16 protein-coding genes and 3 tRNA genes are annotated in these 20,493 nt (G+C 55.6%); 18 read left to right on the top strand and 1 reads right to left on the bottom strand.

All coding sequences use genetic code 11. From position 1 onward, the window contains the following. The first annotated feature begins 126 nt into the window (after positions 1-126). From ACMV5I_RS09350 to ACMV5I_RS09340, 3 genes are all read left to right on the top strand, one after another. Positions 127-202, top strand: a tRNA-Gly gene (locus tag ACMV5I_RS09350). Positions 203-266: 64 nt separating this feature from the next. After that, positions 267-342 (top strand) — tRNA-Gly (locus tag ACMV5I_RS09345). A gap of 55 nt (positions 343-397) precedes the next feature. Then, positions 398-473 (top strand) — tRNA-Gly (locus tag ACMV5I_RS09340). A 288-nt stretch (positions 474-761) separates the two neighbouring features. Here ACMV5I_RS09340 and queG read toward each other — a convergent pair. Continuing rightward, entirely contained in the window at positions 762-1,901 is a 1,140-nt protein-coding gene (gene queG, locus ACMV5I_RS09335; RefSeq protein WP_059199518.1) for a tRNA epoxyqueuosine(34) reductase QueG, read from the bottom strand. Between queG and nnr the strand changes: the two genes are divergently transcribed. The 15 genes from nnr to ACMV5I_RS09260 all read left to right on the top strand — a co-directional run bounded on the left by nnr (position 1,900) and on the right by ACMV5I_RS09260 (position 20,107). Beyond that, positions 1,900-3,414, top strand: a complete 1,515-nt coding sequence (gene nnr, locus ACMV5I_RS09330; protein WP_414824190.1) for a bifunctional ADP-dependent NAD(P)H-hydrate dehydratase/NAD(P)H-hydrate epimerase — start codon at positions 1,900-1,902, stop codon at positions 3,412-3,414. The genes queG and nnr overlap by 2 nt on opposite strands. 10 nt (positions 3,415-3,424) lie before the next feature. After that, positions 3,425-3,895, top strand: coding sequence for a tRNA (adenosine(37)-N6)-threonylcarbamoyltransferase complex ATPase subunit type 1 TsaE (gene tsaE, locus ACMV5I_RS09325; protein ID WP_024483333.1), 471 nt, complete (start codon positions 3,425-3,427; stop codon positions 3,893-3,895). Between the two features lie 7 nt (positions 3,896-3,902). Then, a complete protein-coding gene (gene amiB, locus ACMV5I_RS09320; RefSeq protein ID WP_414824189.1) occupies positions 3,903-5,633 on the top strand; it encodes an N-acetylmuramoyl-L-alanine amidase AmiB in 1,731 nt (576 codons plus the stop codon). Between the two features lie 28 nt (positions 5,634-5,661). Continuing rightward, positions 5,662-7,524: a DNA mismatch repair endonuclease MutL gene (mutL, locus tag ACMV5I_RS09315; protein ID WP_414824188.1), complete on the top strand. Its 1,863-nt coding sequence runs from the start codon at positions 5,662-5,664 to the stop codon at positions 7,522-7,524. Further along, positions 7,517-8,458 carry a tRNA (adenosine(37)-N6)-dimethylallyltransferase MiaA gene (miaA, locus tag ACMV5I_RS09310; protein ID WP_202672565.1) on the top strand — a complete coding sequence of 314 codons (942 nt, stop codon included), beginning with the start codon at positions 7,517-7,519 and terminating at the stop codon, positions 8,456-8,458. Before mutL ends, miaA begins: the two co-directional genes overlap by 8 nt. A gap of 113 nt (positions 8,459-8,571) precedes the next feature. Then, positions 8,572-8,883 carry an RNA chaperone Hfq gene (gene hfq, locus ACMV5I_RS09305; protein WP_021179001.1) on the top strand — a complete coding sequence of 104 codons (312 nt, stop codon included), beginning with the start codon at positions 8,572-8,574 and terminating at the stop codon, positions 8,881-8,883. Between the two features lie 98 nt (positions 8,884-8,981). Continuing rightward, positions 8,982-10,262 (top strand): ribosome rescue GTPase HflX, encoded by a 1,281-nt coding sequence (gene hflX, locus ACMV5I_RS09300; RefSeq protein WP_121608505.1) that lies wholly within the window; start codon positions 8,982-8,984, stop codon positions 10,260-10,262. 92 nt (positions 10,263-10,354) lie between these two features. Continuing rightward, positions 10,355-11,623: an FtsH protease activity modulator HflK gene (gene hflK, locus ACMV5I_RS09295; protein WP_414824187.1), complete on the top strand. Its 1,269-nt coding sequence runs from the start codon at positions 10,355-10,357 to the stop codon at positions 11,621-11,623. Positions 11,624-11,626: 3 nt separating this feature from the next. Continuing rightward, complete coding sequence (hflC, locus tag ACMV5I_RS09290; RefSeq protein ID WP_024530186.1) at positions 11,627-12,637, top strand: protease modulator HflC; 1,011 nt, start codon at positions 11,627-11,629, stop codon at positions 12,635-12,637. 106 nt (positions 12,638-12,743) lie between these two features. Further along, complete coding sequence (locus ACMV5I_RS09285) at positions 12,744-12,944, top strand: DUF2065 domain-containing protein (protein WP_021179005.1); 201 nt, start codon at positions 12,744-12,746, stop codon at positions 12,942-12,944. A gap of 97 nt (positions 12,945-13,041) precedes the next feature. Beyond that, complete coding sequence (locus tag ACMV5I_RS09280; RefSeq protein WP_065684083.1) at positions 13,042-14,340, top strand: adenylosuccinate synthase; 1,299 nt, start codon at positions 13,042-13,044, stop codon at positions 14,338-14,340. Between the two features lie 219 nt (positions 14,341-14,559). Then, entirely contained in the window at positions 14,560-14,985 is a 426-nt protein-coding gene (gene nsrR / locus ACMV5I_RS09275; RefSeq protein ID WP_024483339.1) for a nitric oxide-sensing transcriptional repressor NsrR, read from the top strand. Between the two features lie 59 nt (positions 14,986-15,044). Beyond that, complete coding sequence (gene rnr / locus ACMV5I_RS09270; RefSeq protein ID WP_074032086.1) at positions 15,045-17,564, top strand: ribonuclease R; 2,520 nt, start codon at positions 15,045-15,047, stop codon at positions 17,562-17,564. Between the two features lie 59 nt (positions 17,565-17,623). After that, complete coding sequence (rlmB, locus tag ACMV5I_RS09265; RefSeq protein WP_021179009.1) at positions 17,624-18,355, top strand: 23S rRNA (guanosine(2251)-2'-O)-methyltransferase RlmB; 732 nt, start codon at positions 17,624-17,626, stop codon at positions 18,353-18,355. A gap of 123 nt (positions 18,356-18,478) precedes the next feature. After that, positions 18,479-20,107 carry an isovaleryl-CoA dehydrogenase gene (locus tag ACMV5I_RS09260; protein WP_071682918.1) on the top strand — a complete coding sequence of 543 codons (1,629 nt, stop codon included), beginning with the start codon at positions 18,479-18,481 and terminating at the stop codon, positions 20,105-20,107. Positions 20,108-20,493: the final 386 nt, after the last annotated feature.

The following is a 20,493-nucleotide window of genomic DNA, read 5'->3' as shown; positions in this document are numbered from 1 at the left end:
AAAGCAGCAATCAGACAAAATTCGCGTTTTTTTGCTTTCAGGGGCTTGCGGCGAAAAGGATTTCTCGTATAATGCGCACCCCGTACCGATGAAGAATTTCGTTCCATTACACCATCGTTACGCCGGGCGGGAATAGCTCAGTTGGTAGAGCACGACCTTGCCAAGGTCGGGGTCGCGAGTTCGAGTCTCGTTTCCCGCTCCAACTTCAAAAATGCTGCTGATGTAGCATGATGAAGAAAAAGTAGTTAAAGTAACACCCATGCGACGCGGGAATAGCTCAGTTGGTAGAGCACGACCTTGCCAAGGTCGGGGTCGCGAGTTCGAGTCTCGTTTCCCGCTCCAAAAATTTCAAAGGCCATGTAGTCCATTGTTGGCCGGATGCTTCAAGCATATCAATGCGGGAATAGCTCAGTTGGTAGAGCACGACCTTGCCAAGGTCGGGGTCGCGAGTTCGAGTCTCGTTTCCCGCTCCAAATTTATCTCCAGTTTAGATTCAATCCTACGCCGCTTCCGGTGTGACTTTCTTTCAGTTATACATACTCAGAAAATATGTTGTGAACAGAGTTATCCACAGATGCTGTACATAATACCTTCTGTGCAAAATTGCAACGCCGCACAAATGAAATTTATATCTTGTTGATAATCATCAATATTTATTTCTTATAAAACGTTATCTCGATCACTTGCTCTTTTTGTGACGCTTGAAAGACAACGCATTTTTATTTTTATGCACAAATCCACAGGGAGAGTCTGAGGGTTTTCTAGGCATCCCTCGGTAATCCTTTCTCGACCGCCCGAATTAAACGTTTTTTCTGCATCGTCTGCACCTCAACCGCCAGAGCTTCACGGCGTGCAAGCTGTTGAGCCAGTGCCCAACTGATGTGCTCGTCCAGCATCGGATCCTGACCTTGCCGGGTCTGCAAGCTGATAACGATCTGATCCAGATAAGGGGCGTTGCCGAGTGCTACCGCGATATTGCGTAACCAGCGCAAATGGCCGATACGTCGGATGGCAGAGCCTTCGGTGATACGTAGAAACTTCTCCTCATTCCAGCCAAACAGCTCGATCAGTTGCGGGGCATGCAGCGCAGCGCGGGGGCTGAAATCGTCTTCATCCGTTAACTGCGAGAAGCGGTTCCATGGGCAAATGAGCTGGCAATCGTCGCAGCCGTAGATTCTATTGCCCATCAGAGGGCGGAATTCTTCTGGAATAGCGCCTTCTAGCTCGATGGTCAGGTAGGAGATGCAGCGCCGGGCATCGACGGTGTAAGGGGCAACTATCGCACCGGTGGGGCAAGTGGTGATACAGGCGACACAGCGGCCACACTGCTCTTCCTGCGGCTTATCCACCGGCAGGGGCAAATCGATTAACAACTCGCCCAGAAAAAACCAGGAGCCAGCGTCGCGGTTCAGGATCAGTGAGTGTTTACCAACCCAGCCAATGCCGGCTTTTGAGGCCAAGGCTCGCTCCATGATGGGGGCCGAATCCACAAAGGGCCGGAAATTCAGTTCACCGCAGTAAGCCTGGATTTGATCGCCGAGTTTTTTTAGCCGCTGGCGTAGCAGCTTGTGATAATCACGCCCCAGCGCATAACGGCTAACGTAGCCCAACTGCGGGTTTTTTAACGTACTGGCGAACGCGGCTTTCGCGGGTAGATAGTTCATGCGCACGCTGATCACCCGCAGTGTGCCGGGCAATAATTCATGTGGCCGTGCACGCATCATGCCGTGGCGTGCCATCCACTCCATCTCGCCGTGGTATTGCTTATCCAGCCACGCCTGCAATCTGGGTTCTTCCGCGCTGAGATCGGTATCGCAGATCCCCACCTGCTGGAATCCTAGCGATTGCCCCCATTGCTTGATATGTTGGGCTAGTTGATCGAGATCGAGGGGGTGTGTCATGACGGGCCATAGTGAGAAACAATACTGTTCCAGTTTACCACACTCTGTTTGGTCTGCAGACTGGATCCGCCAGGCAGAACCTGCTGCCGCCGCAACGCTGGGCCTCTCCTTGTATTCGTTAATGGAGCGTGCCGGTGCGGCGGCTTACGAGCTGGCGTGCGACCGGTATCCGGCCAGCAGGCATTGGCTGGTGCTGTGTGGGCATGGCAATAACGGTGGCGATGGTTATGTGGTTGCTCGTCTGGCCCGTGCGGCGGGTATCAAGGTGACGCTCATCGCCTGCGAAGGCGTTCGTCCATTGCCCCCAGAGGCTGCCAACGCCCGGCAAGCCTGGTTGGCAAGTGGCGGAGAAGCCCTGCCAGCGACCAGCCGTTGGCCAGAGGATGTCGATCTCATCATTGATGGATTGTTAGGTACCGGGTTGGGGGCAGCCCCCAGAGCGCCCTATGATGCCCTGATCGAAGCAGTCAACCGAGCCGATGCGCCAGTGGTTGCTTTGGATATTCCTTCTGGCCTGCTGGCTGAAAGCGGAGCCGTGCCGGGAGCCTCGATCCGTGCGGCCCATACGCTGACTTTTATTGCACTCAAACCAGGCTTGCTGACCGGGCAGGCTCGTGATTGGGTGGGGCAACTTCATTACAGTACGCTAGGATTGGTGGATTGGCTGGCAACACAGTCTCCTCAGATCGAGCGTATTACGGCTGGCGATTTGGCCAGGTGGCTGAAGCCTCGCCGCCCTTGTTCTCATAAAGGGGAGCAGGGTCGTTTACTGCTGGTGGGGGGCGATCACGGCTTTGGCGGGGCAATCCGCATGGCTGCGGAAGCCGCACTGCGTGCTGGGGCTGGACTAGTGCGAGTGCTTACTCACAGTGAAAACATTGGGCCGCTGCTGACCGCCCGGCCTGAGTTGATGGTGCAGCGTCTGAGTGATGATATCCTGCAACCGGCGCTGGACTGGGCCGATGTGGTCGTGATTGGCCCGGGGCTTGGCCAGGGCGATTGGGGCCGCAATGCGTTGCAACAGCTGCAAGCCAGTGATAAACCAACATTATGGGACGCGGATGCGCTTAACTTACTGGCATTACACCCCGAGAAGCGTCAGAATCGCATTATTACCCCGCATCCTGGTGAAGCCGCGCGATTATTGAGCTGCCGCACCGCTGATATTGAGAGTGATCGCTTACTTGCAACCCGCAGGTTGGTCGCGAAATACGGCGGCGTTGTGGTGCTGAAAGGCGCAGGCACCTTGATCGCCGATGAGCATGGACAGATGGCGATCGCCGACGTTGGCAATGCTGGCATGGCATCCGGTGGCATGGGAGATGTGCTGTCGGGTATCATTGGCGGTTTGCTGGCGCAAAAGCTGCCGCTGTATGATGCTGCCTGCGCGGGCTGCGTAGTGCACGGCGCAGCGGCGGATCATATTGCTGCAAAACAAGGAACAAGGGGATTACTGGCCACCGATCTGCTGCCGGTGATCCCTCATTACGTTAACCCTGAGTTGGCAAAATAGACATTATCGAATGAAAGAACTCGTTTTACCGCTGCCGGATGAGGCAGCCACAGTCGCACTGGGGGCCGTCTTGGCCCAGGCGTGCGATCGTGCCAGCGTGATTTATCTTTATGGCGATTTGGGTGCCGGTAAAACCACCTTCAGCCGCGGCTTTTTGCAGGCGTTAGGCCATCAGGGCAATGTGAAAAGCCCAACCTATACGCTGGTGGAACCTTATGCGCTGCAGCCGCTGGCGGTCTATCACTTTGATCTTTATCGATTGGCCGACCCGGAAGAACTCGAATTTATGGGTATCCGCGACTATTTTGCCCAGGACTCGATTTGCCTGGTCGAGTGGCCGCAGCAGGGTACCGGCGTGCTGCCCGATCCCGATCTGGAACTGCATCTCAGTTACCATGACGAAGGGCGTCAGGCGAAGCTCCAGGCAGTTTCAGCCTATGGCGAACAATTATTAGAAAGTATCCAGGAGCAACAAGGATGACGCAGCAATGATGTATGGGTTAAGAAGATTTGCTGTGATTGCCTTGCTTGCGTTGCTGGGGCCGTTTGGTGCCTGGGCGGCATCGTCCCTCTCCGACGTCAAAGTGACCAATGCTCAGCGTGAAGCCACTGTATCGGTGAGCTTTACCGGCCCTCCGGAGTATACCTTCGCCACGTTACATGGCCCGGATCGGGTGGTGCTGGACGTTACCCAAACTGGCAAGGTGGGCGGCCTGCCGTTGAACTTCAGCGGCCAAAACCTGGTAAAAAGAATTCGTTCCAGTCAGCCGAAAAATGCGCAAACCGTACGCTTGGTGTTTGATTTAACCCAACGTGCCAAAACCCGTGTGTCGACGCGTCAAGAGGGTAACAGTTACATTGTCGTCTTCACCATCACCTCAGAAGCCAAGACGACGACCAACACCGTTCGTAAGGCACCGGTGCCTGTGCCGGTGGTGACTGAGCCAGTGCGTAAAGCGCCGGTTACGTCAAGTAACGCCAATCCATTTACTCCGAAGTCGGCTGCGGTATCAGGTACGGCAACCAGCATTACCCCACGTAGCAGCCGGGTGTCCGCCGGTTCTGGCGATCGGGTAGTGGTGGCGATCGATGCAGGCCATGGTGGACAAGATCCTGGCGCTATCGGGCCAAACGGCCTGAAAGAGAAAAACGTCACCATTGCCATCGCGCATCGTCTGCGTGCGTTGTTGGATGCCGATCCGATGTTCAAAGCGGTGATGACGCGTAACGGGGATTACTTTATTTCGGTGATGGGCCGTTCTGACGTGGCGCGCAAGCAGGGGGCCAACGTGTTGGTGTCCATCCACGCGGATGCTGCGCCGAATCGTAGCGCCAAAGGGGCTTCGGTTTGGGTATTGTCCAATCGCCGGGCTAACAGCGAGATGGCCGGTTGGTTGGAACAGCACGAGAAACAGTCCGAACTGCTGGGTGGTGCGGGCGATCTGTTGGCCAACAGCCAAGCCGACCCTTATCTGAGCCAGGCGGTGTTGGATCTGCAGTTCGGTCATTCGCAGCGCGTCGGTTATGACGTAGCCGTCAAGGTATTACAGCAGTTACAGGTCGTAGGTTCATTACACAAACGCCGTCCGGAACACGCCAGCCTGGGAGTGCTGCGTTCACCGGATATTCCATCTTTACTGGTGGAAACCGGGTTTATCAGTAATAGCACGGAGGAGCGACTGCTGGGCAGTAGCGCATATCAGGATAAAATTGCACGGGCGATCCACAACGGCCTGCGCGGTTATTTCCTGGCGCATCCGCTACAAGCCGACCCAAAGGTGGAAAACCGCCCGCTGGACGTCGCAGCGGCGGTTAACTCCACAACAGACGATCTCAGACAGCCTGAGCCGGTGACCAGCCCGGCCAGAAGTCGCGCCAGCGTAGGAAAAACGCAGATCCATGTGGTGAAGCGGGCGGAAACGCTTTCCGGCATTGCCGATAGCTATGGCACCAGCATGGCGGCGCTACGTGAGCTGAACAAGCTGAAAAAAGATGGCGTCTGGGTCGGCCAACGCCTGAAGGTCCCTGCCGGAAAAACGGCAGCAGCACCGGTTCAGGCCAAGGCAAAAAGCGCTAAACCGAGCAAACATAAGGTGACTCGCGGTGATACGCTGTCATCCATCGCCGCGCGATATGGCGTCAGCGTCAGCGATCTTAAACGGGTTAACAAATTAAAGTCGGATGTTGCGCCGCTGGATCGGACGCTGATCATTCCGTAGGCTTGATGCCAACAACAGAGGGAGCCCCATGCCTATCCAGGTGTTACCGCCACAGCTAGCCAACCAGATTGCCGCCGGAGAAGTGGTCGAACGGCCTGCGTCGGTAGTGAAGGAACTGGTAGAAAATAGTCTGGATGCCGGGGCAACGCGGATTGATATTGATATCGAACGCGGCGGGGCCAAACTGATCCGCATCCGTGATAACGGCTGCGGCATTGCCAAAGCCGATCTGGCCTTGGCCCTGGCACGTCATGCTACCAGTAAAATCAGTACGCTTGACGATCTGGAGGCCATAGTCAGCCTGGGCTTTCGCGGCGAAGCGTTGGCCAGTATCAGTTCGGTGTCCCGTCTGATGTTGACCTCACGCACGGCGGAACAGAGCGAAGCCTGGCAAGCCTACGCGGAAGGGCGCGATCAGGCGGTCACCGTCAAACCGGCAGCTCATCCGGTGGGCAGCACGCTCGAAGTGCTCGATCTGTTTTACAACACCCCCGCACGGCGCAAGTTCATGCGCACCGAAAAAACCGAATTTGGCCATATCGACGAAGTGGTGCGGCGCATAGCGCTGGCGCGTTTCGATGTGGCGATCAACCTCAGCCATAACGGCAAGCTGATGCGTCAGTATCGCGCGGCAAAAGAAGAAAGCCAGCATGAGCGGCGTCTGGCCAGCATTTGTGGTCCGGCCTTCTTGCAGCATGCGTTGGCGATTTCCTGGCAGCATGGCGATCTCAGCATCCGCGGCTGGGTGGCCGATCCGCAAGGGGCGCGTCAGCTTGGCGAAATGCAGTATTGCTACGTCAACAGCCGGATGATGCGCGATCGGCTAATTAATCATGCCATTCGTCAGGCGTATCAGGATCAGTTGAAAGACGATCAACTGCCTGCCTATGTGCTGTATCTGGAAGTGGATCCGCATCAGGTAGATGTCAACGTCCATCCGGCCAAGCATGAGGTGCGTTTTCATCAGGCTCGGCTGGTACATGATTTTATCTACCAGGCGGTTACCACGGTGCTGCAGCAGGCGGGTAATGTCGCGCTGCCAATGGCTGAAGAGTCCGCCGCGCAAGAGGCTCCCGTCTGGCAGCCGGAGAACCGCGTTGCTGCCGGTGGCAACCACTTCTCCCAGCCTGCGCCACAGCGTGAACGTCAGCCTGCTGAACCCTCCGCTGCCCGTGAACGTGCCCCGCAGCCAGCCTATCAGGCCGGTGCGGGTTACCAAAAGCGTGAAGGCGAGCTGTATGGCAAGCTGTTGCAAGCTACGCCGCCAGCAGATACGGTAAAACAGCCGCTGTTCCCGCCGGTTAACTCCGTGCAGGAAACTCCGCTCGCCGGTAGTCAGCACAGTTTTGGCCGTGTCCTGATGATCTGCCCGCCGAGCTATGCGCTGGTTGAACAGCGTCAGCAGTTGGCGTTACTGAATCTGACCATGGCCGAACGTTGGCTGCGTCAGGCGCAGCTTTGCCCGCCGGAAGAGGGATTACGGCCACAGCCGCTGTTGATCCCGATTAAGCTGACGTTGAATAAAAATGAAGCGGCCGCCTGCGTGCAACACCAGGCGCTGCTGGCCAAAATGGGGTTGGAGCTGCAATCCGATCACGGGCGTGTGACTTTGCGCGCAGTACCTTTACCATTACGCCAACAAAATTTACAAAAGTTGATACCCGAGCTGTTAGGCTATCTGGCCGAACATCAGGAGATGTCGCCGACGGTGCTATCCATCTGGATCGCCAGCCAATTAGGCAGCGAACACGAAGTATGGAACAGCTCGCAAGCGATACAATTGTTGACAGAAGTTGAACGACTTTGCCCGCAACTGGTCAAATCCCCTCCTGCCGCTCTTTTACAACCCGTTGATTTGCAGGCTGCATTGGCAGCACTTAAGCATGACTGAAATTGAAATGACCCCCCGTCCCCCAGCCATTTTTATCATGGGGCCAACGGCCTCAGGCAAAACCGCCTTGGCGATGGCGCTGCGTGAGCGCTTGCCCGTCGAACTGATCAGTGTCGATTCCGCCCTGATTTATCGCGGTATGGATATCGGCACCGCCAAACCCTCGGCGGAAGAGCTTGCCCAGGCACCACACCGTTTGATTGATATCCGCGATCCTGCGCAAGCGTATTCGGCGGCCGATTTTCGTGCCGATGCGTTGCGGGAAATGGCCGATATTACTGCCGCCGGGCGTATTCCGCTGTTGGTGGGGGGCACAATGCTTTACTTTAAGGCGTTACTGGAAGGTTTATCGCCGTTACCCTCTGCCGATCCCGCCGTGCGCGAGCAGATTGAGCAGCAGGCGGCAGAGCTTGGTTGGGAGGCTTTACACCGCCAATTGCAGGCGATAGACCCGGTTTCCGCGTTACGTATTCATCCGAATGATCCACAGAGACTCTCCAGAGCACTGGAAGTTTTTTTGATTTCGGGTAAAACTTTAACTGAACTGACTAAAATTTCGGGTGAATCGTTGCCGTATCATGTTCACCAATTTGCGATAGCGCCAGTCAGCCGGGAGTTGTTGCATCAACGTATCGAGCTGCGGTTCAATCAGATGTTGGCGGCGGGTTTTGAGGCGGAAGCGCGTGCACTTTTTGCACGGGGTGATTTGCATACGGATTTGCCTTCCATTCGCTGTGTCGGTTATCGCCAGATGTGGTCATATTTTTCTGGCGAGATTAGTTACGATGAGATGGTTTTTCGAGGTATTTGCGCAACACGTCAGTTGGCCAAACGCCAGATGACCTGGTTACGGGGTTGGGAGTCGGTTCGGTGGTTGGACAGTGAAAAGCCGGGAGAGGCTTTAGACTCGGTAACACAGGTTGTTAGTGCATAGGTTGAGTGATTGTGTACAATTGATGAGTATTCAGCGCGCAAATTTTTTAGGTCGTTTATTTTGAGCCGACAGGTTCTTGGTTAAAAACAACAAACAAATAAGGAAAAGATAGAATGGCTAAGGGGCAATCTTTGCAAGATCCGTTCCTGAACGCATTGCGTCGTGAACGTGTTCCGGTTTCTATTTATTTGGTGAATGGTATTAAGCTGCAAGGCCAGATTGAGTCTTTTGACCAGTTTGTCATCCTGTTGAAGAACACGGTGAGCCAGATGGTTTATAAGCACGCTATCTCTACCGTTGTTCCATCGCGCCCGGTATCGCACCACAGCAACACCCCGAGCAGCGGCGGCACCAGCAATTATCACCATGGTAACAACCCGTCTGCGCCGCAACAGCCGCAGCAGGAAAGCGATGACGCTGAATAAAGCGCGTTGCGAGTCAACCATGACGGGGAGCATAAGCAGCGCAGTGCTGTTTATGTCCCCCAAACTCGCGGTTTTGTTCCGTTTGAGAGGTTGCACGCTTGTTTGACCGTTATGAAGCCGGTGAGCAGGCCGTCCTGGTTCATATCTATTTCTCGCAAGACAAAGATACAGAAGATCTCAGTGAGTTCGAATCGCTGGTGTCCTCTGCGGGCGTCGAGGCTTTGCAAGTGGTTACTGGTAGCCGCAAAGCACCTCACCCAAAATACTTTGTCGGTGAAGGAAAGGCCGAAGAAATTGCAGATGCGGTGAAAGCCAGTGGCGCGTCTGTTGTCCTGTTTGATCACGCCCTTTCCGCAGCGCAGGAGAGAAATCTCGAACGCCTGTGTGAATGCCGGGTGATCGATCGCACCGGGTTGATTCTCGACATCTTTGCCCAGCGTGCCCGTACCCATGAAGGTAAGCTGCAGGTAGAGTTGGCGCAATTGCGTCATATTGCCACTCGTCTGGTTCGTGGTTGGACTCACCTTGAACGTCAGAAAGGGGGGATTGGCCTGCGCGGGCCGGGGGAGACTCAGTTAGAGACTGACCGTCGTCTGCTACGCGATCGCATCAGCCTGATCCTTAAGCGCCTTGAGCGCGTAGAGAAGCAGCGCGATCAAGGGCGACGAGCGCGTACCCGTGCCGATGTGCCAACCGTATCGCTGGTGGGTTACACCAACGCCGGCAAATCAACCCTGTTTAACCGAATTACGTCTGCCGGAGTGTATGTGGCGGACCAACTATTTGCCACCCTGGATCCTACCCTGCGGCGTATTGACGTGGCGGACGTAGGCGATACCGTGTTGGCGGATACCGTAGGCTTTATCCGGCACTTGCCGCACGATCTTGTTGCCGCGTTCAAAGCGACACTGCAAGAGACGCGCCAGGCCTCTCTGTTGTTACATGTGATCGACGCCGCGGATACCCGGGTGGATGAAAACATCGAAGCGGTGAACTCCGTGTTGGCAGAGATTGAGTCGGATGAAATCCCTACACTGTTAGTGATGAACAAAATAGATATGCTGGATGATTTTGTCCCGCGTATCGATCGCAACGAGGAAAATTTACCGATCCGAGTGTGGCTGTCCGCCGCCAGCGGTGAAGGTATCCCGTTGCTATTTCAGGCGTTGACGGAGCGCTTATCGGGGGAAATCGCGCATTATGAGCTGCGCTTACCGCCACAGGCAGGCCGTCTTCGTAGCCGTTTCTACCAGCTTCAGGCGATCGAAAAAGAGTGGAATGAAGAGGACGGCAGTATCGGCGTGGTGGTGCGTATGCCGATCGTGGAGTGGCGTCGCCTCTGCAAGCAGGAACAGGAACTGATTAACTTTATCGTATGATCATATCCTGTTACATTTGTGTGCCCGCTCAATAGAAGAGTGGGCTAAGCATTAGCCTGAAGTACCCAATCACAGAATAATGGAGCTAAAACATGGCGTGGAATCAGCCCGGTAATAACGGACAGGACCGCGACCCGTGGGGGAGCAGCAATAATAATGGCGGCAACTCTGGCGGTAACAATAAAGGCGGTCGCGATCAAGGGCCACCGGATTTAGACGATATCTTCCGCAAGCTGAGCAAGAAATTGAGCAGCCTGACCGGCGGTGGCAAAGGCTCCAACGGCAACAACAGCGGTGGAACGGGTTCAATCGGGCCGGGCTTCAGTGGCAAGATTGTCGGCATCGCTGCGGTTGCAGTGGTGGTGATCTGGGCCGCCAGCGGTTTCTATACCATCAAAGAAGCCGAACGTGGTGTGGTCACTCGCTTTGGTAAATTCAGCCATCTGGTGCAGCCAGGCCTGAACTGGAAACCGACGTTTATCGATCAGGTTCGCCCGGTTAACGTGGAGTCAGTCCGTGACCTGTCCGCGTCCGGTGTGATGCTGACCTCTGATGAGAACGTGGTTCGTGTCGAGATGAACGTGCAGTACCGCGTTTCCGATCCGGCAGCCTATCTGTTCAGCGTAACCGATGCCAACGACAGCCTGAGACAGGCGACAGACAGCGCATTGCGTGGTGTTATCGGTAAATACACCATGGACAAGATCCTGACCGAAGGCCGTACCATCGTCCGTAGCGACACTCAGCGTGTACTGGAAGAAACCATCCGCCCGTACAAAATGGGGATCACTCTGCTGGACGTCAACTTCCAGGCTGCACGTCCGCCGGAAGAGGTGAAAGCCGCGTTTGATGATGCGATCGCCGCACGTGAGAACGAGCAGCAATCCATTCGTGAAGCAGAAGCTTACGCCAACGAAGTTCAGCCGCGTGCCAACGGTGCTGCACAGCGCCTGCTGGAAAATGCGCGCGCCTACCAGGCCCAGACCGTTCTGGAAGCCCAGGGTGAGGTTGCTCGTTTCGCCAAGCTGTTGCCGGAGTACAAAGCCGCACCGGAAATTACCCGTGAGCGTCTGTACCTCGAAACCATGGAAAAAGTGTTGAGCCACACCCGTAAGGTGTTGGTGGCAGACAACAAAGGCAATAACAGTCTGATGGTGCTGCCACTGGATCAAATGCTGCGCGGTGCCGGTAAGCCGGTTACCGAAGGTAGCAAAGATGTCGGACAGAACCTTCTCGCCCCTGCGCCGGCCTCGACTCCTTCATCGGAGGCGAGCACCAACAGTTCTAGCAGTGGTTCCATCATGGACCAACGCCGGGCTAATGCGCAGCGTAGCGACAACACACGCCTAGGGAGAGAATAATCAATGCGTAAGTCTTTCATAGTTATCCTCGCGGTGGTGTTGGTAGCCCTTTACGCCTCAATGTTTGTGGTTCAGGAAGGCGAGCGCGGCATCGTGCTGCGTTTCAGTAAAGTACTGCGCGACAGCGAAAACAAACCGCTGGTTTATGCACCGGGTCTGCACTTCAAGATCCCGTTTATTGAAACCGTGAAAATGCTGGATGCCCGTATCCAGACCATGGACAACCAGGCCGATCGCTTCGTGACCAGCGAGAAGAAAGACCTGATCGTCGATTCCTACCTGAAATGGCGTATTAGTGATTTCAGCCGCTACTACCTGGCGACCGGTGGTGGTGATGTTTCTCAGGCGGAACTGCTGCTGAAACGCAAGTTCAACGACCGTCTGCGTTCCGAGATTGGCCGTTTGGACGTGCGTGACATCGTGACCGACTCCCGTGGCCGTCTGATGGCAGACGTGCGTGAGGCGCTGAACACCGGTACCGTGGGTGACGGCGAAGAAGCCGCCGCCAGCGAAGCCGATGACGCTATCGCATCTGCCGCAGCCCGTGTTGAGCGTGAAACCAATGGCAAACAGCCAGCGGTTAACCCGAACAGCATGGCGGCACTGGGTATTGAAGTGGTGGACGTGCGTATCAAGCAGATCAACCTGCCTGCGGAAGTGTCCGATGCGATCTTCCAGCGTATGCGTGCAGAGCGTGAGGCGGTAGCCCGTCGTCACCGTTCACAAGGTAAAGAAGAGGCTGAGAAGCTCAAAGCGACCGCCGACTACGAAGTGACTCGTACCATCGCGGAAGCCGAGCGTCAGGCACGTATCACTCGCGGTGCGGGCGATGCGGAAGCGGCCAAGCTGTTTGCCGATGCCTTCAGCCAGGATCCGGATTTCTACGCTTTCATCCGTAGCCTGCGTGCTTATGAAACCAGCTTCGGCCCTGGCAACCAGGACGTGTTGGTGCTGAGCCCGGACAGCGATTTCTTCCGCTACATGAAGTCGCCGGTTGCTACGCGCAACAGATAACGTCAGCATGATGGCGATCCCCGATAGCTTTCAGGCCATGGTTTGAAACAACAGGGGTAGAACCAAGGCCCGTTTAAACGCGGGCCTTTCTTTTTTTGGGGGAAGGATGAATTCGACAATCTGGCTGGCGCTTGGGTTGGTTTTGGTGCTGGAAGGGCTGGGGCCGATGTTGTTCCCACAGGCTTGGCGTAAAATGGTTCAGACAATGTCGCAACTACCCGATGCCACGCTGCGGCGTTTTGGTGGGGGATTAGTGGTTGCAGGCTGTGTGATCTACTACATGTTGCGTGCACACACGGGGGTTTAAAGTTTAGCCGAAAAAGTACGCAATCGTATGCTAAAAGTGCTGAAACTGAAGAATTAGGGTGGTAGAATCCATTTTTAAGCAACCTGGTGATTTTAAAATGGGTAAGAACGTCGTCGTACTGGGCACCCAATGGGGTGACGAAGGTAAGGGTAAGGTCGTAGACCTACTGACTGAACGGGCTCAATATGTTGTGCGCTACCAAGGTGGCCATAACGCTGGCCACACTCTGGTTATCAACGGTGAAAAAACCGTTCTTCATTTAATTCCTTCAGGTATCCTGCGTGAAAACGTGACCAGCGTCATCGGCAACGGTGTGGTTCTGGCGCCAGACGCATTGATGAAGGAAATGGGTGAACTCGAAGCGCGCGGCATCCCGGTACGCGAACGTCTGTTACTGTCTGAAGCCTGCCCGCTGATCCTGCCTTATCACGTCGCCCTGGATAATGCGCGTGAGAAAGCGCGTGGCGCCAAAGCCATCGGCACCACTGGCCGTGGTATCGGCCCGGCTTACGAAGACAAAGTTGCTCGTCGCGGTCTGCGCGTTGGCGACCTGTTCGATAAAGCCACCTTCGCTACCAAGCTGAAAGACATCATCGATTACCACAACTTCCAACTGGTTAACTACTACAAAGTAGAAGCCGTTGATTACCAGACCACCCTTGACTATGTGCTGTCGATTGCCGATATCCTGATCGGGATGGTAGTAGACGTCTCCGAACTGCTGGACGGTGCGCGCAAGCGTGGCGACCTGATCATGTTCGAAGGTGCGCAGGGTACGCTGCTGGATATCGATCACGGTACCTATCCGTACGTGACTTCTTCCAACACCACCGCGGGTGGCGTAGCAACCGGTTCTGGCATTGGCCCGCGTTACGTGGACTACGTGCTGGGCATCGTGAAAGCCTATTCTACCCGTGTAGGTGCAGGCCCGTTCCCAACCGAACTGTTCGACGAAACCGGCGAATACCTGTGCAAACAGGGTAATGAGTTTGGTGCTACCACTGGCCGTCGCCGTCGTACCGGCTGGCTGGATGCGGTTGCCGTTCGCCGTGCCGTGCAGATCAACTCCCTGTCTGGCTTCTGCCTGACCAAGCTGGACGTGCTGGACGGCCTGAAAGAAGTGAAGATCTGTGTGGGCTATCGCATGCCGGACGGCCGCGAAATGACCACCACGCCACTGGCTGCAGAAGGTTGGGAAGGTATCGAGCCAATCTACGAAACCATGCCGGGCTGGAGCGAAACGACGTTTGGTGTGAAAGATTACAGCAAACTGCCACAGGCAGCGCTGAACTACATCAAACGCATCGAAGAGCTGACTGATGTACCGGTAGACATTATCTCTACTGGCCCAGACCGTAGCGAAACCATGATCCTGCGCGATCCGTTCGACGCATAATCTGTTTACCTACTGTCACCAAACAAACCGGGCCAAGTCCCGGTTTGTTTGCCTCATGTATCCTCCCCGATGGCGTTTTAACCTCACAAAATCCCTTCGTTGCTCCGGTTGAGAGTTACCTATGCGCTAAATAATTAGCTGCGAACTCTCCGGCTGGTTTATCATCCAATAAGATAGTAAAGAAAATCGCCGAAAATCGGCAGATACCCAGAGGTAAACGTGCAGTTAACAAGTTTTACTGACTATGGCCTACGGGCATTGATCTATATGGCATCATTGCCTGCGGACAAAATGACCAGCATCTCTGAGGTTACGGAGGTGTACGGGGTTTCCCGTAACCATATGGTAAAAATTATCAATCAGCTGAGCCGTGAAGGCTTTGTGACCGCCGTACGGGGTAAAAACGGCGGTATACGCTTGGGTAAACCGGCTGAGAGCATCCGTATTGGCGACGTGGTGCGGGCGCTGGAGCCGCTTTCGTTGGTTAACTGCAGCAGCGATTTTTGTCATATCACTCCAGCCTGCCGTTTGAAGCAAGTGCTCCAGCAGGCGGTAAAGAATTTCCTTGAGGAGCTGGATAGTCACACATTGGCCGACATGGTCGAAGACAATTCACCGCTCTACAAGCTTTTGCTTGTCGAATAAAGCGTTACTGAGAAGACAAGGCTCAGCGACACCCTGCTGATGACAACGGAGGAACCTCAATGTCACAAGATCCATTCCTGGAACGAGAAGCAGAAAAATATGAATCCCCAATTCCTAGCCGCGAATTTATCCTGGCCCATTTGGCGAAACGTGAAACGCCGGCCAGCCGCGAAGAATTGGGCAATGAACTGAACTTATCCGGCGAAGAAGCGCTGGAAGCCTTGCGCCGTCGCCTGCGTGCGATGGAGCGTGATGGCCAGTTGGTCTTTACCCGCCGCCAGTGCTATGCCCTGCCGGAGCGTCTGGACCTGCTGCGTGGCACGGTGATCGGCCACCGCGATGGCTTCGGCTTCCTGCGGGTTGAAGGGCGTAAAGACGACCTTTATCTCTCCGCCGAGCAAATGAAAATGGCCATCCACGGCGATGTGGTGTTGGCTCAACCGCTGGGCGAAGATCGCAAAGGCCGCCGCGAAGCGCGTATCGTGCGCGTCCTGGTGCCCAAAACCAGCCAGATTGTTGGCCGCTACTTCACCGATGCCGGTACCGGCTTCGTGGTGCCGGATGACGGCCGCCTGAGCTTCGATATTCTGATCCCTGCCGACTCGGTCAGCGGGGCGCGGATGGGCTTTATGGTGGTGGTCGAGCTGACCCAGCGCCCAACGCGCCGCACTAAAGCCGTGGGCAAGATCGTCGAGATCCTGGGCGATAAAATGGGCACCAGCATGGCGGTGGATATCGCATTGCGTACCCATGAGATCCCGCATACCTGGCCACCTCAGGTGGAGAAGCAGGTTGCCGACCTCAGTGAGCAGGTGCCGGAAGCCGCTAAGAAAGGGCGTGTGGATCTGCGTCACCTGCCGCTGGTCACCATTGATGGCGAAGACGCTCGCGATTTCGATGATGCCGTGTACTGCGAGAAGAAACGCGGTGGCGGCTGGCGCCTGTGGGTCGCGATTGCCGACGTCAGCTACTATGTGCGCCCGCGCACGGCGTTGGATGACGAAGCCCGTAGCCGTGGCACCTCAGTCTACTTCCCGTCGGAAGTGGTGCCAATGCTGCCGGAAGTGCTTTCCAACGGCCTGTGCTCGCTCAACCCGCAGGTCGACCGCCTGTGTATGGTGAGTGAGATGACCATCTCCGCATCGGGCCGTCTGTCTTCGTTTAAATTCTACGAAGCGGTAATGAGCTCCCATGCGCGCTTAACCTACACCAAGGTCTGGCATATCTTGCAGGGCGATCAGGAGCTGCGCGAGCAGTATCATCCGTTGGTCAAACACCTGCAGGAGCTGCATGCGCTGTATAAAGTGTTGGATCAGGCTCGAGCCGAACGCGGTGGTATCGCCTTCGAAACCGAAGAAGCCAAGTTTATCTTCAACGCCGAACGCCGTATTGAGCGCGTAGAGCCAACGGTACGTAATGACGCGCACAAACTGATCGAAGAGTGCATGATCATGGCGAACGTTGCGGCGGCACGCTTTGTTGAAAAGCATAACGAACCTGCGCTGTTCCGCGTGCACGATCGCCCAAGCGACGATCACATTTCTGCATTGCGCAGCGTGTTGAGCGAACTGGGCCTGACCCTGGGCGGAGGCCTGAAGCCGCAGCCGAAAGATTACGCCACTTTGATGGACGAAGTATCGGAACGTCCGGATCGTGAAATGCTGCAAACCATGCTGCTGCGTTCGATGAAACAGGCGATCTACGATCCGGAAAACCGTGGCCACTTCGGCCTGGCGTTGGCTTCTTATGGCCACTTTACTTCGCCTATCCGTCGTTACCCGGACCTGTCACTGCACCGCGCCATCAAGTATGTGTTGGCGAAGGAGCAAGGTGAGCAGAAAGAGCGCTGGACGCCAACCGGAGGCTGGCACAGCGATCTGGAAGAGATGCTGCAACTGGGTATGCACTGCTCGATGACCGAGCGCCGTGCCGATGAAGCTACGCGTAATGTGGCGGACTGGCTGAAGTGCGACTTTATGCAAGATCACGTCGGTGAAGTGTTTAGCGGCGTTATTGCCAGCGTCACCGGCTTTGGTTTCTTCGTCCGCCTGAGCGATCTGTTTATCGATGGTCTGGTACACGTGTCCACGCTGGATAACGATTACTATCGCTACGATAATATCGGCCAGCGTCTGATCGGCGAATCTTCCGGCATGGTCTATCGCCTGGGAGATACGGTGGAGATCCGCGTTGAGGCCGTACATATGGACGAACGCAAGATCGACTTCGCCCTGGTTTCCAGCACTCGTAAACCGCGTGGTGAAGGCAAAACCGAGCGCGAACGTGCCAAGAATGGCGGCCAGCGTACGCTGCGCGACGGTGCCGGAGCGGGCCGTAGTCAGGCTCAACGTAAACGCCGTGGCGGCAAGACGCCTGCCAACTTTGAGCCAGACAGCGCCTTCCGTAAAAAAGACGGGGCCAAGGCCAAACCCGCAGACAAGGTGAAGCCAGACCCGAAGGCGAAAGCGAAAACCGATCCGAAGGCGAAAGCCAAAAAAGCGTCTGACAAAACCAAAAAGATAGCGGCCGCGACCAAAGCCAAGCGTGCCAGCAAGAAGAAAGGTGCCGAGCAGGGTTAACCTGCCGCACGTTATTATCCCCGGCCGGGTCATCCCGGCCGCACAGTTAAAAGAGCATCATGAGCGAAATTATCTACGGTATTCACGCTGTCAAAGCCCTGCTAGACAACGATCCACAACGTTTCCTGGAAGTGTTTATTCTCAAGGGGCGTGACGATCGCCGCTTACAGCCTTTGATTGCCGAGCTGGAAGCGACCGGTATTGTGATCCAGGTGGCTAACCGCCAATGGCTGGATGAGAAGGTCGAAGGGGCCGTCCATCAGGGCATTATTGCGCGGGTTCGTGAAGGGCGGAAATATCAGGAGAACGATCTGCCTGGGCTGCTGGAAAGCGTTGAAACGCCATTCCTGCTGGTGCTGGACGGCGTTACCGATCCCCATAACCTGGGGGCTTGCCTGCGTAGTGCCGACGCTGCCGGTGTCCATGCGGTGATCGTCCCACGCGATCGCTCTGCCCAACTGAATGCGACGGCGAAGAAAGTGGCCTGCGGTGCGGCCGAGAATGTCCCATTGATCACCGTCACCAACTTGGCTCGTACCCTGCGTTTGCTGCAAGAGATGAACATCTGGATCGTGGGCACGGCGGGTGAAGCCGACCACACGCTGTATCAAAGCAAAATGACCGGCCCGATGGCGCTGGTGATGGGCGCGGAAGGCGAAGGTATGCGTCGTTTGACCCGTGAACATTGCGACGAACTGATCAGCATTCCGATGGCCGGTACGGTTTCCTCGCTGAACGTCTCGGTAGCGACCGGCGTCTGTCTGTTTGAAGCGGTGCGTCAGCGCAGCTGATGATTTAATAGGGGTGAAATCTGTCACCCCTACCTCTAATCTCCTATCTTGTGATCCCGCCAGCTGCAGAAATCCAGCTAATGACCATAATTACCCCTGAAGCGTTAATCAGGGAGCAATCTCATGGTCTGGACTACGCATACCGTCTTTAACCAACCCAAGCCCTTGGGGAACAGCAACCTTTTCCTGTCCGATACGCCGTTGCGTGAAGCGTTGCAGCGCGAGTTGGCGGGTTGGGATAGCGATGTTTTAGCCTCGCTTGGGCAACAGCTAGGCACACAGGAGTCACTGGAGTTGGGGCGGCTGGCCAATACCAACCCACCGGAGTTGCTGCGCTATGACGCCACCGGGCAACGCCTGGACGACGTGCGCTTTCATCCAGCCTGGCACATCCTGATGCAGGGGCTGGTCGCTAACCGGGTGCACAACCTGCCGTGGCAGGAAGATGCCCGTATTGGCTCCTTGGTGGCCCGTGCCGCCCGCTTTGTGTTGCACGCTCAGGTGGAGGCTGGCACGCTCTGCCCAATCACCATGACCTTTGGCGCTATCCCACTGCTACAGCGTTCCCTGCCAAAGGAGTATCAATCCTGGCTATCCCCGTTACTTTCCGATCGTTATGATCCTCATCTGCTGCCCGGAGCACAAAAGCGCGGGCTGTTGATCGGCATGGGGATGACGGAAAAGCAGGGCGGCTCTGACGTGCTGAGTAATACCACCACCGCTGTGCCGCTCGCCAGTCGCGGCAATGGGGAGGCCTATCGCCTGGTGGGCCATAAATGGTTCTTTTCGGTGCCGCAAAGCGATGCCCATCTGATATTGGCACAGGCGGAGGGAGGGCTTTCCTGTTTCTTCCTACCCCGGCTCCTTCCTGACGGCACTCGCAATGCCATCCGCCTGGAGAGGCTTAAAGACAAGCTGGGCAACCGTTCCAATGCCAGTAGCGAAGCCGAGTTTCAGGACGCAACGGCCTGGTTATTGGGCGATGAAGGGGATGGCGTCAGGCAAATCCTCAAGATGGGGGGGATGACCCGTTTCGATTGCGCTTTGGGTAGCCATGGGCTGATGCGCCGCGGCCTTTCGGTGGCGCTGTACCATGCTCTGCAACGGCAGGCGTTTGGTAAATGCCTTATTGAACAGCCGTTGATGCGGCAGGTGTTGGCCCGTATGGCGTTACGGCTTGAAGGGCATACCGCTTTGCTGCTCCGTTTGGCGCGAGCGTGGGAAAGCCGGGGGGATGAAGGCGAAGTGGTCTACAGCCGCTTACTGACCCCGGCGGCAAAATACAGTATCTGTCATCAAGGCGCGGCATTTATCGGGGAAGCCATGGAAGTGCTGGGAGGGATTGGCTATTGCGAAGACAGCGAGCTGCCGCGTCTGTATCGAGAAGCACCGGTAAACAGTATTTGGGAAGGCTCGGGCAACATCATGTGCCTGGACGTGATGCGCAGTCTGCATAAGTTGCCTGGTGCGCTAGAGTTGCTGCAGCAGGAACTGTTGCCGGTGCGCGGGCAGAACCGGTTGTTCGATCGCGCCTGGCGGCAATGGCAACAGCGTATGCGCCAACCGCGTGAAGAAATGGGGCGTTTGCTAACCCAGCAGTTATTCGATCTGTGCTGTGCCGCCCAACTGCTGCAGCATGCCAGCCCGCCAATTGGAGAAGCCTGGTGCCACTTAACGCTGGATTATCGTGGAGATAGAGTGCTGCCTGCTGAGGTGTGCGATACGCTACTCCAGCGGGCTATGGGGGGATAAACAGGAACTCGGGGCTTATAGCCTAGAGGGAAATGCCATCAGATAATAGGCTGATGGCATTGGGTGTATAATTTCCTGCCTGATTTCAGCTCGAATGATTAATTATAGAAATATCCCGCGTGATATTAATTTCGTGTAAGCACCCAAGATGTATTTCGGTGTAATTTTAAGGATGATTCTTGTTAACGTGTGGGATATACCCTTTTTTGGGTTCTGATTAACTAATTGGCTGAGTGGGTAACGGGTTGTATGTTACATTTTTAATGTAATGGAGATTAAGCACGGCTCGTGAGTGCCAATCTGTGCTAATTATTTATTTGGGAAAGTCTTGTTTTTATTGCAGCTTGTTCGGGGCAATCTACAGGCTTTCCTATTGTGCAAAAGGA

This window comes from Serratia sp. T13T92 (genome assembly GCF_047530105.1).
GTDB classification, from domain to species: Bacteria; Pseudomonadota; Gammaproteobacteria; order Enterobacterales; family Enterobacteriaceae; genus Chania; species Chania fonticola.
Note: the sequence above shows the minus strand (reverse complement) of the source record. Positions and strands in the feature narration are given on the sequence as shown.

Coding starts and splice junctions, on each gene's coding strand:
- hflC (WP_024530186.1), top strand. CDS start 11,627: ATGCGTAAGTCTTTCATAGTTATCCTCGCGGTGGTGTTGGTAGCCCTT.
- ACMV5I_RS09280 (WP_065684083.1), top strand. CDS start 13,042: ATGGGTAAGAACGTCGTCGTACTGGGCACCCAATGGGGTGACGAAGGT.
- nnr (WP_414824190.1), top strand. CDS start 1,900: ATGACGGGCCATAGTGAGAAACAATACTGTTCCAGTTTACCACACTCT.
- amiB (WP_414824189.1), top strand. CDS start 3,903: ATGATGTATGGGTTAAGAAGATTTGCTGTGATTGCCTTGCTTGCGTTG.
- tsaE (WP_024483333.1), top strand. CDS start 3,425: ATGAAAGAACTCGTTTTACCGCTGCCGGATGAGGCAGCCACAGTCGCA.
- queG (WP_059199518.1), bottom strand. CDS start 1,901: ATGACACACCCCCTCGATCTCGATCAACTAGCCCAACATATCAAGCAA.
- hflK (WP_414824187.1), top strand. CDS start 10,355: ATGGCGTGGAATCAGCCCGGTAATAACGGACAGGACCGCGACCCGTGG.
- miaA (WP_202672565.1), top strand. CDS start 7,517: ATGACTGAAATTGAAATGACCCCCCGTCCCCCAGCCATTTTTATCATG.
- hfq (WP_021179001.1), top strand. CDS start 8,572: ATGGCTAAGGGGCAATCTTTGCAAGATCCGTTCCTGAACGCATTGCGT.
- mutL (WP_414824188.1), top strand. CDS start 5,662: ATGCCTATCCAGGTGTTACCGCCACAGCTAGCCAACCAGATTGCCGCC.
- rlmB (WP_021179009.1), top strand. CDS start 17,624: ATGAGCGAAATTATCTACGGTATTCACGCTGTCAAAGCCCTGCTAGAC.
- ACMV5I_RS09285 (WP_021179005.1), top strand. CDS start 12,744: ATGAATTCGACAATCTGGCTGGCGCTTGGGTTGGTTTTGGTGCTGGAA.
- rnr (WP_074032086.1), top strand. CDS start 15,045: ATGTCACAAGATCCATTCCTGGAACGAGAAGCAGAAAAATATGAATCC.
- ACMV5I_RS09260 (WP_071682918.1), top strand. CDS start 18,479: ATGGTCTGGACTACGCATACCGTCTTTAACCAACCCAAGCCCTTGGGG.